We start from the raw sequence: 15,800 nt of genomic DNA, 5'->3' as shown, positions 1-15,800 counted from the left end.
ACCTGCGAGACCAGGGCGGCCAGCGCCGCCACGGTCGCGCCGGAGACGACGATCTTCTTCAGCATGGGACGTGTTCCTCTCTCGGTTCAAGGTCGTGATCGGCTTCCAGCAGGCGCAGCACCAGCCGGACGGCCTCCGGCACCGCGGCGGCCACCGGCGCGCTGAGCCCCAACCCCTCCTCGACGCAGGCGGGTTCGCAGCCCACCACCAGCGTGCGGTGGGGCGGGGAGGCCCCGGTGCCGGCGCACAGGGTGCCCAGCAGCGCCAACACCGAGTCCGGGGACATCCGGTGGCCGTCGAGCAGGGCCTGCTCCACCTCCACGCCGCCCTCGCCGGGCTCGATCAGATACAGCGTGCCCGGCTCGCCGCCCCGCATCGTCGCGTCGACCAGGATCAACGTGTGGTAGCCCTCAAGGAGTTGGTAGGCCAGGTGGACCCCGCGCACCCCGATGTCGACCGCCTCGACGTGCTCGGGCAGCGACTGCCGGCTCAGCTCCCGGACGGTCTCCACGCCGAAGGCGTCGTCGCCGAGGAAGATGTTGCCGACACCCGCCACCAGGGTCCGCCGGCTCTGCGGCACGCTCACGCGTCCTCCAGCGGGGCGACCTCGTCGGGCTGGAAGTACAGGAACCGGCCCTGCTCGCGCCGGATGTCGGCGCCCGGGTCGCCCTCCACGATCACCGCCAGGTGCACGGCGCCGTCCACGTCGTGCAGCACCGCCTCGACCTGAGCACTGCGCCCGTGCAGGAAGAGGTCCTGGGCGTCGCTGCGCCGAAGTCCCGGCTTGAGCAGCACCCGGCTGCCGGCGCCCACCGACCGGCCGTCCACCACCACCCGGTCCCGGGCCGGGTCGAAGGAGCGGTCGCCGGCCGGATCCCACCAGGGAGTGTCCGGCTGCAGGACGTCGACGAGGTCGACGCCGTCCTGCTCGCGAGGCTCGGTGACCTCCCGCAGCGCCCGGACCGCGCCGTGCAGGCGCTCCAGGACCTCGGGCGGCATCGAGTCGGCCAGGTCGATCACGGCCGCAGCCCGCGCGTCGGTACCGCGGGCCTCGCGCTTCTCCTGGTCGGTCAGCGCCGAGGTGCGCAGAGCGAGGATCTCGTCGATCTCCAGGGCGTCGTAGAGGGCGCCGGGGCTCTCAGGGGCGATCGCCGGGTGGTCCTCCAGGATGATCGGCGAGGAGAGCAGCACGTCCGTCCCGCCGGACCCGCCGGCCAGCACCGGCCAGGTGTGCAGGTTCTGGCAGGCGGCGGTGGCGCCCTTGGCCCATTCCGGCGGGTCGGCCATGGACAGGAAGGACCCGGCGCTGAGCCCGAGCATCAAGTGGGCCGAGACCAGCGCCCGCGGCAGCGCGGACTCCCGGTCGGCCGGCCCGGCCAGCGGCGTCCAGTCGTTGGTGTTCTCCACCACCGCGGTCAGCCGCTGCACCGCGTACGGGCCCTCCAGGTCGGTGGCGGTCAGCCGGATCACCCCGCTGAGCGCCTCCCGCCGGCGCAGCAGCCGCCCGACGGTGCGGCCGGACTCGTCGCGAACCGTCTCGACCTCCTCGTGGACCGGCAGCCCGAACGGCAGGCTGTACCCCGCACCGCCCAGCTCGGCCACCGGAACGGTCAGCCGCACCCGCTCCTCCACGCCCTCGTCCCAGGGCGTCAGCACCCGGTCGGAGAGCTCCAGTTCGGCCACCGTGCGGTAGCCACCGGCGGGGCCGAGCTGCTGGACGGTACGCCGCTGGGCGTGCAGGAACCGCAGCTCGACCAGCAGGGTCGCGCCGCGGCGCGGCTCCATCAGGCACTCGGTGCGCTGCATCGCGTGCTCGCCGCAGTCGGCTCCCCAGGCCGGCGGCACCAGCACGCCGAACTGCCAGCGCAGCCGGTTCTTGGCCGCCGAGGCCCGGTAGGGGTAGAGCACATAGCCCTCGAACAGGACGGCGTCCGCCACCTGTCGAGCGGCGGCGAACCGGGTGTCGAACTCGGTTTCCGGTTCGGTGATCGTCACTGGCCCGTCCTTCCGGTGGCGAGCGGGGCCGCCGCGCCCGACAGGACGCAGGCGGGCGGCGGGGGTTCGACAGCCGAGGCAGCCGAGGCGGCCGGCGAGGCAGCCAGCAGCTCGCGCACGGTCGCGTCCCAGGAGGGCAGCGCCCGGCGCGAGCGGTAGGCGAGCAGCGCGTCCATGGTCTCGCGGGGCAGCCGCAGCCAGCCGCAGCCGGGGAAGTGCTGCTCGACCATCTCGCGCCAGACGGCCACGGGCATCCGGAAGTTCGCCTCCCGGTCCCAGGGCACCGGCTCGACCTGGTAGCCGCCGGGCCCGGTGAACGCGGTGCCGGAGAAGAGCATCAGCAGCGGCACCTCGCCCTCCTCCAGCGCGTGGAAGTACCGGGTGGGCGCGAGGTCGAGGTCGTAGCTGCACGGCACCGGGAGGTCGACCTCGGTCTCGCCGGTGAAGCCGGGCACCACCAGGGAGACCTGGGCGAACTGCACCGGCAGCAGCGTGCTGCCCCAGCGCGAGCGCTCGCCGAACAGGTCCGCCAGGCCGTCCGCCTCGGCCGGCTGGTAGCCGCGCCGGGCGGGCTCGATCCGCAACTGGCAGCGCAGCGCGAGCGCGTGCACCCGGGCCTCAGGGGAAGCGGTGATCCGCAGCTTGAACACCAGGGTGGGACCGGCCGCGTAGCGGTCGGCGCGCACCCCGGTGCAGGAGAAGGCGAACTCCGTCACGGCGCTGGGTCCTCCTTCGGCGTCCGGGCCCGGCGGTTGACCCGCGCGAAGAGTTCCGCCAGGTCGGCCCTGGCCTCCGCGCCGCCGTCGAAGCCCTGCCAGTGCAGCCGCATCCGCCCGACCAGCTCGTAGCAGATGTCGATCGGCACCAGGAAGCACTCGTAGCGGCCCTCGCTGCGGCGCACCAGCAGCGCCTCGATGTCGGGTTCGAGCAGCTCGGCCAGCCGGGTCCCGCCCAGCACGGTCTGCCAGGTGGCCGGGTCCAGCTCGCTCTCGGTGGCGCCGGCCGGGCTCGGGTAGAGCGCGACCAGCCGGTCCAGCGCGGCGTTGCGGAAGAAGAAGGCGACGCTGACCGGGATCTGCAGCAGGTCCCAAGCGCCGTCGTCCAGGCTGTGTCCGGGGTCGGCGAAGTACCGGTCCGGCACGGTCCGGAACCGTCCGCCGGCAGCTCCCGAATGGTCGAAGAGCATCGCGCAGGCGGTGCAGGCGCAGGCCAGCGAGCGCTTCTCGGTGTCCACCAGGTGCCGGTGCCCGGCTTCGGCCACCACCACCCCGCACAGCTCGCAGCGCTCCTGCTGCGGCTGCGGCGGCCGGACGAAGCGGCGCAGGCCGCCGCGGGCGGGCGAGGGCCCGGTCCGCGGCGGCCACGCCTGAGCGGTGCTCACGAGGTCTTCACCGGGACGGCCCCAGCGGCCGCGCCCGGCGGACGGGTGCCGATCTGCAGCAGCGCCGGCTCCTTGGCGGCGGCCTCCACGCGCACCGAGGTGACCTCGGGCGCGAAGCAGGCCATCGCGTCCATGACCAGCTGCTCGGTCTCGTCGCCGGTGGCCGAGCAGCCGCAGCCGCCGCCACCACTGGCCCGCACGTGCAGCGTGCCGTCGGCCGCGTCGAAGCGCACCAGCTCCACGGGCTTGTTGCGCAGCCCGGCCAGCGCGCGGCCGATCCGGGTGCCGGCGTCCTCGGGGTGCAGCTCGTGCAGCACCAGCAGGCTGGACACCAACTCGTCGCGCAGCAGCCGGTCCAGCGCGCGGGCGTGCTCGGTGCCCCGGTCCAGCACCTCCACGATCCGGGCGAGCCCGGCGCCGTGGAAGTCCATCAGCAGCCGGACCAGCTCCTCGGCCGAGGCGCAGACCTCGCGGTCGCCGGTGGCCGCCAGCCGGTCCAGCACCTCCTCCACGCGCCGGCCGGTCAGCTCGGCATCGGCCGTCCTGGGCCTGGCGGGGGTTTCCACGGAGGCGCTCATCCGCCCATGCCGCTCAGGCCGGTGGGCACGTGCATCTTCTGCACGGTCTTGCCCTCGCCGAGGTACATGTGGACGCCGCACGGCAGGCAGGGGTCGAAGCTGCGTACGGCGCGCATGATGTCGATGCCCTTGAAGTTCTCGGGCGTGTTCTCCTCGAAGATCGGGGTGTTCTGCACGGCGTCCTCGTAGGGGCCGGGCGTCCCGTAGGTGTCGCGGGTGCTGGCGTTCCACGGAGTCGGCGGGTACGGGTGGTAGTTGGCGATCTTGCCGTCGCGGATCACCATGTGGTGCGACAGGACGCCGCGCACCGCCTCGGTGAAGCCGACCCCCAGGCCCTCGTCCGGCACCTCGAACTTCTCCCAGGTCTGGGTGCGTCCGGCGCGGACCTCGGCCAGGCCCTTCTCGGCGAAGTGCAGGGCGACGGCCGCCGCGTAGGCCTGGAAGTACGTGCGGGCGCGGTTGCGCTCCAGCGCGTTGCTCCACTTCGGGATCTTCCACTCGAAGCTGGTCTCGGGCTTGGTCATGGTGCGTGGCAGGTTGATCTGCACGCTGTGGCCGGTGGCCTTGACGTAGCCGATGTCGACCAGCCCGGACAGCGCGGTGGACCAGAGCCGCGCGATCGGGCCGCCGCCGGTGTCCAGCGCCAGGTAGTCCTTGCCGTCGAACCAGCGCGGCGACATCACCCAGCTGTACTTGTCGTCGAAGTTGCGCTTCTGCGGCGCCGGGATGGTGTGCTGGTTCCACGGGTGGCGCGGGTCGACCGGGTTGCCGAGCGGGTCGTGCGTGACGAACTGCTCCTTGCCCTCCCAGTCCTGGTAGTAGGAGCTGCCGAGCAGGATCCGGATGCCGAGGTTGATCTCGGTGAGGTCGTTGGTGACCAGCTTGCCGTCCACGATGATGCCCGGGGTGACGAACATCCGCCGGCCCCAGTCGGTCATGTTGCGATAGGTGAAGTCGCAGTACTCCGGGTCGTTCAGCGCGCCCCAGCAGCCGAGCAGCACGCGCCGGCGGCCGACCTCCTCGTAGCCGGGCAGCGCCTCGTAGAAGAAGTCGAAGAGGTCGTCGTGCAGCGGGACGACGCGCTTCATGAACTCCACGTAGCGCATCAGCCGGCTGAGGTAGTCGGTGAAGAGCTGGACCGAGGCGACCGTGCCGACGCCGCCCGGGTAGAGGGTGGAGGGGTGCACGTGGCGTCCCTCCATCAGACAGAACATCTCCCGGGTGTAGCGGGAGACCTGGAGCGCCTCGCGGTAGAACTCGCCCTCGATCGGGTTGAGCGATCGCATGATGTCGGCGATCGTCCTGTACCCGTGCTCCCCGGCGTGCGGGGCGGCCGTGCGCTCGGCCAGCTCCAGCACGCCGGGGTTGGTCTCCTTGACCATCCGCTCGCAGTAGTCGACCCCGACCAGGTTCTCCTGGAAGATGTTGTGGTCGAACATGTACTCCGCGGACTCGCCCAGGTTGATGATCCACTCGCCCAGATGCGGCGGCTTCACCCCGTAGGCCATGTTCTGCGCGTACACCGAGCACGTGGCGTGGTTGTCACCGCAGATGCCGCAGATGCGGCTGGTGATGAAGTGCGCGTCCCGGGGGTCCTTGCCCCGCATGAAGACGCTGTAGCCGCGGAAGACCGAGGAGGTGCTGTAGCACTCCGCGACCTTCTTCTGCTTGAAGTCGATCTTCGTGTGGATGCCGAGACTGCCGACGATCCGGGTGATCGGATCCCAGGACATCTCCACCAGGCCGCTGCCGTCGCCGGTCGCCTTCGTGGTCGGTGTTGCCATCGTGTGTGCCGTGCCCTTCTTCAAGCGGGGAGCGCTGCTGGACGGTTCGGGTTCTGAGGCGGGATCACCAGGGCGGCCGGTAGCCGGTGGTCAGCTTGTCCCCGGTGTGGCGCCACTTGGGCTCCTTGTCCACGGTGGCGGCGGTGACCGCGCGCAGCCTGCGGACGACCGCTCCGTAGGCGGCGCTGGCGGTGCTGGAGATCTTGCCGCCGGGCGGCTCGTCCATGAACGGCATGAACTTGTCCGGGAAGCCGGGCATCGTGCAGGCGATGCAGATGCCGCCGACGTTGGGGCAGCCGCCGATGCCGTTCATCCAGCCGCGCTTGGGCACGTTGCACTTCACCACCGGGCCCCAGCAGCCGAGCTTCACCAGGCACTTGGGCGAGTCGTAGGTGGTCGCGAACTCGCCCTGCTCGTAGTAGCCGGCCCGGTCGCAGCCCTCGTGCACGGTGGCGCCGAACAGCCAGGTGGGGCGCAGGTGTTCGTCCAGCGGGATCATCGGGGCGGCGCCGGTGGCCTGGTGGAGCAGGTAGACCAGCGTCTCGGAGAAGTTGTCGGGCTGGATCGGGCAGCCGGGGACGCAGACGATCGGGATGCCGGCCTTGGACTTCCAGTCCCAGCCCAGGTAGTCGGGCACGCCCATCGCGCCGGTCGGGTTGCCGGCCATCGCGTGGATGCCGCCGTAGGTGGCGCAGGTGCCGATCGCGACCACCGCCAGCGCCTTGGGTGCGAGGCGGTCGATCCACTCGCTGGTGGTGATCGGCTGGCCGGTCTCGGGGTTGTCACCGAAACCGCACCAGTAACCCTCGGCCTTGATCGCCTCGTTGGGGATGGACCCCTCGATGACCAGGACGAACGGGTCGATCTCGCCGCGCTCACCCTTGAAGAACCACTCGATGAAGGTGTCCGCGCCCTGGACCGGACCGCACTCGAAGTCGATCAGGGGCCAGTGGACGGCGATCTTGGGCAGGCCCGGGAGCACGCTGAGTGCGATCTCCTCGATGCTGGGCTGGGTGGCGGCGGTGAGCGAGACGGAGTCGCCGTCGCAGCTGAGCCCGGCGTTGATCCAGAGGATGTGGATCGGGGACTCGTCGGTGCCCGGGCCCGACGCGGCCGCGGTGGCGGTCGTGGTCGGCGATGCTGCGTTCATGGGGGGCCTCCTCGGGGAGGTGGGGGACGAAATACCCTCAGGTCAGTCTCAGCGTGCTCGGAACAGGGCCCCGGTGTGACGTCAGGCGCGGCCAATCCGGTGACGTCCCCGGTGCCGCAGGGCCAGAGCCGATGGTCACGCACCGTGGGGACGGCGCCGCGTGCGGCCAGCCGCCGTGTCACTCGAAAGCGGAAGCCCCGCCAGGCCCACTTGGCGCAAGTGCGGGTCCCGGAAATTGGGCGGTGCCCGGGTGGGGAGCTCTGTTACGGTCGGCGGGCCGGCCGCGGGACTCCGGTGCGACTTCCGGAACCTGCCTTTAACGCAATGATTCGCAGTTCGCGCCCCCATTCCCCGGCCGGCATTTCCGTTCACGACCGGGGGGATCCGCCGATGGACTCGTACGGCGACCTGATCGCCGCCGACGACGTGCTGCTCTTCGTCAACGCGGCGATCACCTCCACCGGGCAGCGCGAGTTCCACAGCGAGGAGGGCGAGCAGCGGCTCTCGCTGGACTTCCTGCACGCGTACATGATCGGCAACTACCGGGACCTGTACGCCGCCGTCCTCGCGCTCGACATCAACGATCACAACGCGGCGCTGATCGTCCGGCGGCTGCTGGAGACCGCGCGCGAGGCGAGCGAGCAGCAGCGCCGCAGCGAGGGCCGGCTGATCGCCCGTCGGCTGGCACTGCTCCCGCCGCAGCGGGTGTACGGGCTGTTTCGCGAGCTGCGCCGCGCCAAGGTCAACAACCGGCGCACCCGAGCCGTGATGCGCGACTGGATCGCTGCCCGACCGGACCCGGCGTTCGATGCCGTGAAGTACCGCGGCGGACTCAAGCTGGCTCTGCGGCACGCCCATCTGGTGCCCACGGGTGAGGAGTTGGGGCCCTTCGTGTTCGCGCCGCGGAGCCGCAAGCGGTACGCCACGCCGATCCTGGAGAGCTGGCGGCGGGCGCACTACGAGCAGGCTGCCCTCTACGAGCTGCCCTACACGGTGGCCGAGGGCTTCGCCGCCAAGCACGGGATCGCGCGCGCCGCCTTCCTGGAGCGGATCGCCCCGCGGATGACCCGCCTGGAGCAGCTGCGGTTGCAGGAGTCCGGACGTACCCACAGGGCCGGCGCGGTGCGGGCCGACCTGACCCGGATGCCGCTGACCCGGCTCGCCTCGTACGTGCTCGGGCTGCCGCTCGCGGACCGGGTCGCCCGGCGCGCCGAGCTGACGGACGCCCTGCGGGCGGCCGCGCGCCGGGTGGCGGGCGCGCACCGGGGCAGCTGGGGGCGGGTGGCCGCCGTGCTGGACGACAGCTTCTCCACCGTCGGGTCGGGGCAGAAGCGCCGCCGCCCACTGGCGGCCGCGCTGGCCGCGCACCACCTCCTTGAGGCGCTGGCCGGCCACTACACCGCGCTGTGGACCTCGGGTCGCACCGACGCGCTGCTCAGCCGCCCGTTCGGCGCGACACCGCTGGGCCACCGGATCCTGGACGCGCTCGACACCGCGCCCGAGCGCCTGGTGATCGTCTCCGACGGCTGGGACAACGCGCCGCCCGGGCTGGCCGGCGAGGTGCTGCGGATCTGGCGCACCCGGCTGGATCCCGAGCGCCGCACCAGCATCGTGCACCTCAACCCGGTGTACGACGCGGACGACTTCGACGTGCGCCGACTCGCACCGACCGTGCCCACCGCGGGACTTCGCGACGCCGAGGACCTGCCGGCCCTGGTCGAGCTCGCCCAGTTCGCCGAAGGCCGCACCGGCCTGGCCGAGTTGACGGCCTATCTGGACGCCCGCACCGCCCACTTCCTGAAGGACCCGTGATGATGGACCTGACCGGCCTGAGCACCCGCCCCTCGCAGGTCTGGGGCGGCGTCCGGTTGGTACCGCTGGTGCGCGAGGAACCGCTGACGGACCTGCGGTTGCACCAGGAGCTGTACGACGAGGGGCCCGGGCTGGTCGAGTTGGGCCCGCGCGACTCCTATCTCTCGTACATCCCGCACGGGTTCGTCGCCAGCTGGACCGGCGACGGCTCGCCGGCCGCCGCCTACGGTACCCAACTGACCTCCGGACGCGGCGAGTTGCCGACGCCGTGCATGCCGCTTCAGTTCCACCGCCGGATGGTCCGCCGGCAGGCCAAGGACCGGCTGCGCTTCCTGCCGCTGCACCTGGCGCTGGAGGGCTACCTGGCGCTGCACTTCGGCGGTCCGGCGATCGCCTGGCAGGAGTGGTCGCAGCGGGCGATCCGCAACGGCCTGTCGCCGCGCGCCGAGGAGGCCTACGCCGGTGGGCAGGTGCACGGGCTGGCCGACGCGCTGCGGATCTTCGAGATCCATCCGAACCAGTGCGGCCTGCTGGTCTACACCGGCGACGCGCTGGCGGCCGCCTTCGCCGTCCCGCACCCCGAGGACTACCGCGCCCTGCACCCGAGCCTGGTCAACGACCTCTACGGCGAGTTGATCCACCACTACGCGCTGCTGTCGGCGCCGCTGGCGGACTTCCGGACCAGGATCGCCGATGCGGGCATCCGCTCGCTGGCCGACCTGCGGGCGGCGGCGCGGCGCCAGGAGCAGGACTGGGCGCTCTTCCACGACTCCGCGATGGCCGGCGGTCTCCTCGACGTCCCGTACACCGCGCAGACCGTCTACCGCCTGGGCCGGTTCACGCTCTCCAGGTTCCTGCCGCCGTTCGCGCTGAAGCAGGAGAACCACATCGGCGAGACGATCACCGACGAGCACGGCCGGATCGCGTACCTGAAGACCTTCCGGCTCTCGGAGAACCAGGTCCGGCGCGGCCACCTGCTGACCCGGCTGGCCGCGCGCGACTGGCACCTGGCCGAGACGGCCGCCGAGCTCGGGATCACCGAGGCGCAGCTGGGGCTGCGCCTGGAGTCGGCCGGCTTCGGCTACCTGCTGCGCCAGGACGTGCTGGACGGGTACCGCAAGGCGGCCCGGAGCCGTCGGGGCTGAGCTGTGACACCCCCCGTCCCCGTATTCCCAGCGGGCAGCAAGATCCCGTCAAGATACCGTCAAAAAAGCCGATTGGATCATGTTCAGGGGCTCCGAGGCGCTCAAAAGGCGTTAAGAAGATAACCGTCAAAAAAGGTGACGGCACCTCACGGCCGTCAGCAGTACCACGGTCAACGCAGCGCAGCGCCCCCAGGTACTCACGGCCGAAAGGATGGCGCATGGCCGCGCCTGCCCCCGCCCCCGAAAAACCCTCCGCACTCCCCGGCGGTGTCGACCTCCCGGAGAGTGCCGGCTACCGCCTCAAGAAGGCCCTGCTGGGGCCGCCGCTGGTCAGCTCGGAGCTGCACAACGAGAAGCTGTCCAAGCCGATCGCGCTCGGCGTGCTGGCCCCGGACTGCATCAGCTCCAGCGCGTACGGCACCGAGCAGATGCTGACCCAGCTGATCCCGGCCGTCGGTGTGGCCGGGTTCGCGCTGGTCATGCCGGTCACCGGCATCATCCTCGCGCTGCTCTTCCTGCTCACGCTGTCCTACCGCGACGTCGTCATGACCTACACCAAGGCCGGCGGCTCGTACGTGGTGGCGCGCGAGAACTTCGGACCGCGGGTCGCCCAGATCGCCGCCGTCGCGCTGCTGATCGACTACATCGTGACGGTGGCGGTGCAGACCGCGGCCGGGACCGACGCGGTCGCCTCGCTGCTCCAGCTGCTGCTGCACACCAACATCGACCACGAGAAGATCTGGATCACCTGCGGGGTGGTCGTGCTGCTCTTCTACGGCAACCTGCGGGGCATCCGCGAGGCCGGCAAGGCCTTCTCGCTGCCGACCTACCTGTTCATCCTGGCGACCGGGCTGACCGTCGTCGTCGGCATGATCCGGCTCTTCACCGGCAGCCTGCCCCAGCTCACCGACGCCCAGCTGCACGCACCGGGTGTGATCGACATCGGCCACCCCGGCGGCGGCATCCTGATGGGCGCCTCGCTCTTCATCATGATGCGGGCCTTCGCCAACGGCGGTTCCTCGCTGACCGGCCTGGAGGCCATCTCCAACGGCGTCAGCGCCTTCCGCAGCCCGCAGGGCCCCAACGCCCGGCGCACCCTGGTGATCATGAGCGCCATCCTCGGCTCCCTGGTGCTCGGCGTCTCCACGCTGGCCTGGAAGACCCACGCCGTGCCGTTCTCCTCGGGCAGCCCCACGGTGCTGGCCCAGGAGGCGCACCTGGTCTTCGGGCAGAGCGGCTTCGGCAACGTGATGTTCGCCTTCGTCCAGATCGCCACCGCGCTGATCCTGTACACCGGCGGCAACACCTCCTTCAACGGCTTCCCGTTCCTGGCCAGCTTCGTCGCCGAGGACTCCTTCCTGCCCCGGCAGCTGACCATCCGCGGCCACCGGCTCGCCTTCTCCAACGGCATCATCGTGCTGGCGGTGGCCTCGCTGGTGCTGCTGATCGGCACCGGCGGCGACCTGACCAAGCTGGTGGCGCTCTACGCGATCGGGGTCTTCACCGGCTTCGTGATGGCCGCCGCCGGCCTGGTGAAGTACAACTGGGTGCGCCGCGACCCGCATCGGACGATGAAGATCGTCGTCAATGCCGCAGCGTCGGTGGCCTCCGCCGCGGTGGTGGTGATGTTCGCGGTCACCAAGTTCACCGAGGGCGCCTGGATGGTCGTCGTCATCTTCCCGATCGGCGTCTGGGCGCTGATCCGCACCAACGGCCGCTACCGCGCCGAGACCGCCGCGCTGGCGGCCGCTCCGGCCTCGGCGACCACCGCCGCCAACACCCGCAGCGTCGTCTACGTGCTGGTGGACCGCCTCGACCTGGCCGTCGTCAAGGCCCTGCACCACGCCCGCAGCCTGCGCCCGACCGAGCTGAGCGCCGTGCACTTCATGGTCGACGACCGGCAGGCCGAGCGGCTGCAGCGCAGCTGGGAGGCCCACCACGCCGCGGACGTCCCACTGGAGGTCATCGAGTGCCCCGACCGCCGGCTGCGCCGCGCGGTGGCCGAGCTCTCGGCGCGCGCCACGGCGGACGGCCGCACCGACGTCACCCTGCTGATACCCCGGCGCGCCTACGGCCCGCTCTTCGGTCGGCTCTTCCACGCCCGGGTCGGCGACCGGATCGCGCAGGCCGCCAGCCGGCTGCCGCACACCGCGGCCACCATCGTGCCGTTCGACGTCACGCAGGCCATCGAGGAGCTCGGCCCCGACCTGGTGAGCGCCCCGGTTCCGACCGCTGCCGCCGCCCGCAGCGAGGGCTCGAAGGGACGGCGGCGCGTCGTGGAGTCCGCCGGGCCCGAGGAGGACCGGGCGCCGGCCACCCCGCGCGCGGACGGCACCACGGCCATCGCCGACCTGCACTGGCGCAACCGCGCCAGCGTCCGGGGCCAGATCCGCTCGGTGAACGTCACCCCGGTCTCCGGCACCCCGCACCTGGAGTGCGAGCTGTTCGACGAGACCGGCGGCATCACGCTCACCTTCTACGGCCGCCGCGCGATCCAGGGCATCCAGCCCGGCGCCCGGCTGCGGGCGGAGGGCATGGTCGGCAACACCGACGGCTTCCTGACCATCGCCAACCCCTCCTACGCGCTGCTGCCGCCGAAGAAGGACGAGCCGGAGGCGAACGCGTAGCCGACTCCGCCTCAGCGCCCCGGCCCCTGATGTCCGACACGACATCAGGGGCCGGGGCGTTCGCGGCTCCTGACCTACCTGTATTCGAACAATTCATCGCATGACCCCACTCGCAGGTGCTAATCTCAGCCGCTTTCGCCGCGCTTTCACGCGGCACTCACCTGAAACAGAAAGACGGATTCATGGCGATTCGACGGGCCAAGCAGAAGGCTCAGGTCATTGAGAAGCTCTCCCAGGTGGCGCCCCCCGGTGAGACCTTCATCGCCTGCGTGCACACCGAGACCGGCCCGAGCCCCTGGCTCAACGCGCTGTTCGACGAGATCCCGCTGGTCGGCCTGGTGGTCGCGTTCACCCGCAAGTTCTACTTCCTGACGCTCACCAACACCTCGGTCGTGGTGAACACCGCCAGCCGCTGGACCAACCGCCCGGGCGAGGTCGTCGCGGTCTTCCCGCGCTCCGCCTTCCCGGTGAGCAAGATCAAGCGGGCGCGGGTGTGGAGCTCGATCTACCTGCAGTTCCCCGGCGAGAAGTTCCCGCGCCGGCTCAACATCCACCGCTACTGGCGCAACGAGTTCGACCAGCTGCTGACCGCCGTGCCGAACGCCCCGATCCCCGGCCAGGCCTCGGGCTCGGGCACGTACGCCCAGCAGTAAGCGACAGGGCGGGTTCTCCGGATGCCGGGGAACCCGCCTGCGGGCCTGCGTCGGGCCGGTCAGTAGATCAGGTAGGCGGGCCGCATGCTCGCGTCCTCGATGTCACCGTCGGCCTGCGCGTGCAGCTTGCGGGCCAGCATGTCCAGCGCCCGCGAGGCCGCGACCTCCTCGCCGATCCGGTCGGTGGGGCGGTCGGCCGCGCTGCGCACCGACTCCGCGTGGGCGTTCAGCGCCGGCGCGCGCACCCCGACCAGCCGGGCGTCGCACGCCGTCGTGGTGCCGTCCTCCTCGAAGCTCAGCTCGATGTTCCACTCGTTGTGCATCGTGCGCCTCCTGGCCCCGGTCCGTCACCCCGTTCCCTCCAGCCTCCTCCCGACCCTCGCGGGCGGCAAGGACAGCAGGACGGACTCAGCTCGGGTCAGCCGGCGGGGTGGCCGCGGCGCGGCTCACCGCGCCGGTGGACTGCTTCAGCGCGTCCAGGATCGCCAGCCCCTGGCCGACGATGCCGGCGGCGACCTGGTTGACGCCCTCGGTGCCGTTCAGGATGGTCAGGTTCGAGCCCGCGATGCCCCGGGCCGCCGCGTCCACCAGGGCCGGCAGGTTCTCCACGACCCGGTTGGCGGCGATCAACTCCTGGTTGCCGTTCCTGAGCGAGGCCGCCCGGGCGTCGTTCGCGGCGGCCTGCGCCTCGGCGGTGGTCCGCTCGGCGTACGCGGTGCCGTCCGCCTGGACCCGGATCGCCTGGGCCTCGGCGGTGGCCAGCGTGGTGCGGCGGTAGGCCTCGCCCTCCGCCTCGAACTTCGCCCGGTCGCGCTGCGCCTCGGCCAGCGTGCGCTGGCGGTAGGCCTCCGCGTCGGCCGGGCGGCGGACCTCCGCCTCCAGCCGCTGGGCGGCCAGGTTGGCCTGGCGCTGGGCCAGCGCCGTCTGCTCCTCGATGACCTCCTGCGAGGCCTTGGCCGAGGCCAGCGGGCCGGCCTGGGCGGCCCTCGCGTTGGCCTGCTCGGTCTCGGCCACGAAGCCGGCCCGCTTGATCGCGGTGTCCCGCTCGTACTGCGCCTTCAGCGCCGCCGCCTCCTGCTCGCGCTGGGCGGCCTCCTGGTCGGAGCGCGCCTGGGCGATCCGGGCTTGGCTGGCCACCGCGGCGGCGTGCGGGGCGGCCAGGTTGGTGATGTACCCGGTGGCGTCCTCGATCTCCTGGATCTGCAGGGCGTCCACCACGATGCCCAGCTTCTCCATCTCGTTGTGGCTGCCGGCCTTCACCTCCTGCGCCACCCGGTCGCGCTCGCGGATGATCTGCTCCACCGTCAGGCCGCCGATGATCGAGCGCAGATGGCCCGCGAAGATCCGGCCGACCAGCTCCTCCATCCGGTCCTGTTCGGCCAGGAAGCGGCGGGCCGCGTTGGAGATGGACACCGAGTCGTCGCCGACCTTGAAGACCGTCACGGCACGGACGTTGAGGCGGATGCCCTGCTGGGTGACGCAGTCCTCGGAGATCTCCGCCTCGCGCAGGGCCAGCGACAGCATCCGGGCCTTCTGTTTGATCGGCATCACGAAGCTGCCGTGGCCGGTGACGATCCGGAACTGGGTGTCCTGGGCCTGGCGCTTGGAACCGGAGATCAGCAGCGCCTCGTTCGGCGCGGGAACATGCCAGAACAACATCGCGGGACTCCTCTGACGAGCTATGTGGACGGGAAGGGGACGACGATGACCGAACGGGCGGAGGTCCGCTCCACCACCATGACCTGGGCATGCCGGGCGATCGGTTGATCGGCCCAGGCCGCGAACGCCTCGGTCCCACCGCGCACCGGGACGAGGACCTCGCCCGGGCCGTCGGAGGGGATCGAGACGGTGACCCGCCCCACCGCGCCGACCGGACTCTGCTCCGCGTCGCCCGCCGCCTCCATCAAGCTCACCCGCCCTCCGCCACGGCCGAACCTCCGGCCTCCAATCTAACGATCGCGGGGACGAAAAGAGCCTCCCGCGACAGGCGACGCTCCGGATACCGGGCCGCGCCGCCTCACCCGCGGACGGCTGCCGCCCTGCACCCGTCGGACCCCCGTGCCAGGCTGGCCGCAGAGGAGCACGTCCCCACTCACCAGGAGCTGTCATGTCCTCTGTGAAACCCCTTCCCGACGGATACCCCCGCGTCTCGCCGTACCTGTTCGTCGGCGGCGCGGCCGCCGCGATCGACTTCTACACCACCGTCCTCGGCGCCGAGCAGCGCGGCGACCGGATGACGGGGCCGGACGGCCGGATCGGCCACGCAGAGCTGCAGATCGGCGACTCGGTGATCATGCTGGCCGACGAGAACGTGGAGATGGGCGCGCGCAGCCCCAAGACGATCGGCGGCACGCCCGTGCTGCTGAACGTCTACGTCCCGGACGTCGACGCGGTGTTCGAGGCGGCGCTGGCGCACGGCGCCACGGTGCTGCGGCCGCTGGCCAACCAGTTCTACGGCGACCGCTCCGGCTCGTTCGCCGACCCGTTCGGGCACCACTGGAGTGTGGCCACCCACATCGAGGACGTGTCGCCGCAGGACATGATGGAACGGGCCAAGGCCGCCATGGGCGGCGGCAGCTGAGCCGCTCCCGCCCATCTGTCGGACCCTCCGACCAGGTCGGAGGGTCTTCCCCTACTCTGCCGCCATGACTGTCATACGATCATCCGCCGCGGTG

General features: G+C 71.5%; 14 protein-coding genes and 1 pseudogene. 5 read left to right on the top strand and 10 right to left on the bottom strand.

The window, feature by feature from the left end:
- Nucleotides 1–58: 58 nt before the first annotated feature.
- The 7 genes from P3T37_RS03170 to P3T37_RS03140 form a co-directional block, all read right to left on the bottom strand.
- Nucleotides 59–586 (bottom strand): hydrogenase maturation protease, encoded by a 528-nt coding sequence (locus tag P3T37_RS03170; RefSeq protein ID WP_280721835.1) that lies wholly within the window; start codon nucleotides 584–586, stop codon nucleotides 59–61.
- On the bottom strand, nucleotides 583–1,995 hold the full coding sequence (locus tag P3T37_RS03165; protein WP_280721834.1) for a hypothetical protein: 1,413 nt from the start codon (nucleotides 1,993–1,995) through the stop codon (nucleotides 583–585). Before P3T37_RS03165 ends, P3T37_RS03170 begins: the two co-directional genes overlap by 4 nt.
- Nucleotides 1,992–2,711 (bottom strand): DUF6084 family protein, encoded by a 720-nt coding sequence (locus P3T37_RS03160; RefSeq protein ID WP_280721833.1) that lies wholly within the window; start codon nucleotides 2,709–2,711, stop codon nucleotides 1,992–1,994. Before P3T37_RS03160 ends, P3T37_RS03165 begins: the two co-directional genes overlap by 4 nt.
- On the bottom strand, nucleotides 2,708–3,376 hold the full coding sequence (locus P3T37_RS03155) for a DUF5947 family protein (protein ID WP_280721832.1): 669 nt from the start codon (nucleotides 3,374–3,376) through the stop codon (nucleotides 2,708–2,710). Before P3T37_RS03155 ends, P3T37_RS03160 begins: the two co-directional genes overlap by 4 nt.
- Entirely contained in the window at nucleotides 3,373–3,954 is a 582-nt protein-coding gene (locus P3T37_RS03150) for a hypothetical protein (RefSeq protein WP_280721831.1), read from the bottom strand. The genes P3T37_RS03155 and P3T37_RS03150 overlap by 4 nt, the downstream gene beginning before the upstream one ends.
- Nucleotides 3,951–5,738: a nickel-dependent hydrogenase large subunit gene (locus P3T37_RS03145; protein ID WP_280721830.1), complete on the bottom strand. Its 1,788-nt coding sequence runs from the start codon at nucleotides 5,736–5,738 to the stop codon at nucleotides 3,951–3,953. The genes P3T37_RS03150 and P3T37_RS03145 overlap by 4 nt, the downstream gene beginning before the upstream one ends.
- A gap of 64 nt (nucleotides 5,739–5,802) precedes the next feature.
- Entirely contained in the window at nucleotides 5,803–6,888 is a 1,086-nt protein-coding gene (locus P3T37_RS03140; protein ID WP_280721829.1) for a hydrogenase expression protein HypE, read from the bottom strand.
- A 390-nt stretch (nucleotides 6,889–7,278) separates the two neighbouring features.
- Between P3T37_RS03140 and P3T37_RS03135 the strand changes: the two genes are divergently transcribed.
- The 4 genes and pseudogenes from P3T37_RS03135 to P3T37_RS03120 all read left to right on the top strand — a co-directional run bounded on the left by P3T37_RS03135 (nucleotide 7,279) and on the right by P3T37_RS03120 (nucleotide 13,125).
- Entirely contained in the window at nucleotides 7,279–8,700 is a 1,422-nt protein-coding gene (locus tag P3T37_RS03135; RefSeq protein WP_280721828.1) for a hypothetical protein, read from the top strand.
- The gene (locus P3T37_RS03130; protein WP_280721827.1) at nucleotides 8,700–9,845 is read left to right on the top strand and encodes a hypothetical protein; all 1,146 of its coding nucleotides are present in this window, start codon (nucleotides 8,700–8,702) and stop codon (nucleotides 9,843–9,845) included. Before P3T37_RS03135 ends, P3T37_RS03130 begins: the two co-directional genes overlap by 1 nt.
- 218 nt (nucleotides 9,846–10,063) lie before the next feature.
- Nucleotides 10,064–12,034 (top strand): annotated as a pseudogene (locus P3T37_RS03125) (APC family permease); the annotation flags it as partial.
- A gap of 620 nt (nucleotides 12,035–12,654) precedes the next feature.
- A complete protein-coding gene (locus tag P3T37_RS03120; protein ID WP_280721826.1) occupies nucleotides 12,655–13,125 on the top strand; it encodes a hypothetical protein in 471 nt (156 codons plus the stop codon).
- A gap of 59 nt (nucleotides 13,126–13,184) precedes the next feature.
- Here the strand turns inward: P3T37_RS03120 and P3T37_RS03115 are convergent, their stop codons facing one another.
- From P3T37_RS03115 to P3T37_RS03105, 3 genes are all read right to left on the bottom strand, one after another.
- A complete protein-coding gene (locus P3T37_RS03115; RefSeq protein WP_280721825.1) occupies nucleotides 13,185–13,448 on the bottom strand; it encodes a dsRBD fold-containing protein in 264 nt (87 codons plus the stop codon).
- Between the two features lie 85 nt (nucleotides 13,449–13,533).
- Nucleotides 13,534–14,784, bottom strand: coding sequence for a flotillin family protein (locus P3T37_RS03110; protein ID WP_280721824.1), 1,251 nt, complete (start codon nucleotides 14,782–14,784; stop codon nucleotides 13,534–13,536).
- A 20-nt stretch (nucleotides 14,785–14,804) separates the two neighbouring features.
- Nucleotides 14,805–15,029, bottom strand: coding sequence for a hypothetical protein (locus tag P3T37_RS03105; RefSeq protein ID WP_280722106.1), 225 nt, complete (start codon nucleotides 15,027–15,029; stop codon nucleotides 14,805–14,807).
- 203 nt (nucleotides 15,030–15,232) lie between these two features.
- On the opposite strand from P3T37_RS03105, the gene P3T37_RS03100 reads away from it, so the two are divergent.
- A complete protein-coding gene (locus P3T37_RS03100) occupies nucleotides 15,233–15,706 on the top strand; it encodes a VOC family protein (protein WP_280721823.1) in 474 nt (157 codons plus the stop codon).
- Nucleotides 15,707–15,800 lie beyond the last annotated feature (94 nt).

The sequence above is a fragment of the Kitasatospora sp. MAA4 genome (assembly GCF_029893355.1).
Taxonomy (GTDB): Bacteria; Actinomycetota; Actinomycetes; order Streptomycetales; family Streptomycetaceae; genus Kitasatospora.
Note: the sequence above shows the minus strand (reverse complement) of the source record. Positions and strands in the feature narration are given on the sequence as shown.

Excerpts from the sequence above, each read along its gene's own strand:
- P3T37_RS03150 (WP_280721831.1), bottom strand. The coding sequence starts at position 3,954 with ATGAGCGCCTCCGTGGAAACCCCCGCCAGGCCCAGGACGGCCGATGCC.
- P3T37_RS03145 (WP_280721830.1), bottom strand. The coding sequence starts at position 5,738 with ATGGCAACACCGACCACGAAGGCGACCGGCGACGGCAGCGGCCTGGTG.
- P3T37_RS03140 (WP_280721829.1), bottom strand. The coding sequence starts at position 6,888 with ATGAACGCAGCATCGCCGACCACGACCGCCACCGCGGCCGCGTCGGGC.
- P3T37_RS03135 (WP_280721828.1), top strand. The coding sequence starts at position 7,279 with ATGGACTCGTACGGCGACCTGATCGCCGCCGACGACGTGCTGCTCTTC.
- P3T37_RS03130 (WP_280721827.1), top strand. The coding sequence starts at position 8,700 with ATGATGGACCTGACCGGCCTGAGCACCCGCCCCTCGCAGGTCTGGGGC.
- P3T37_RS03120 (WP_280721826.1), top strand. The coding sequence starts at position 12,655 with ATGGCGATTCGACGGGCCAAGCAGAAGGCTCAGGTCATTGAGAAGCTC.
- P3T37_RS03115 (WP_280721825.1), bottom strand. The coding sequence starts at position 13,448 with ATGCACAACGAGTGGAACATCGAGCTGAGCTTCGAGGAGGACGGCACC.
- P3T37_RS03110 (WP_280721824.1), bottom strand. The coding sequence starts at position 14,784 with ATGTTGTTCTGGCATGTTCCCGCGCCGAACGAGGCGCTGCTGATCTCC.
- P3T37_RS03105 (WP_280722106.1), bottom strand. The coding sequence starts at position 15,029 with ATGGAGGCGGCGGGCGACGCGGAGCAGAGTCCGGTCGGCGCGGTGGGG.
- P3T37_RS03100 (WP_280721823.1), top strand. The coding sequence starts at position 15,233 with ATGTCCTCTGTGAAACCCCTTCCCGACGGATACCCCCGCGTCTCGCCG.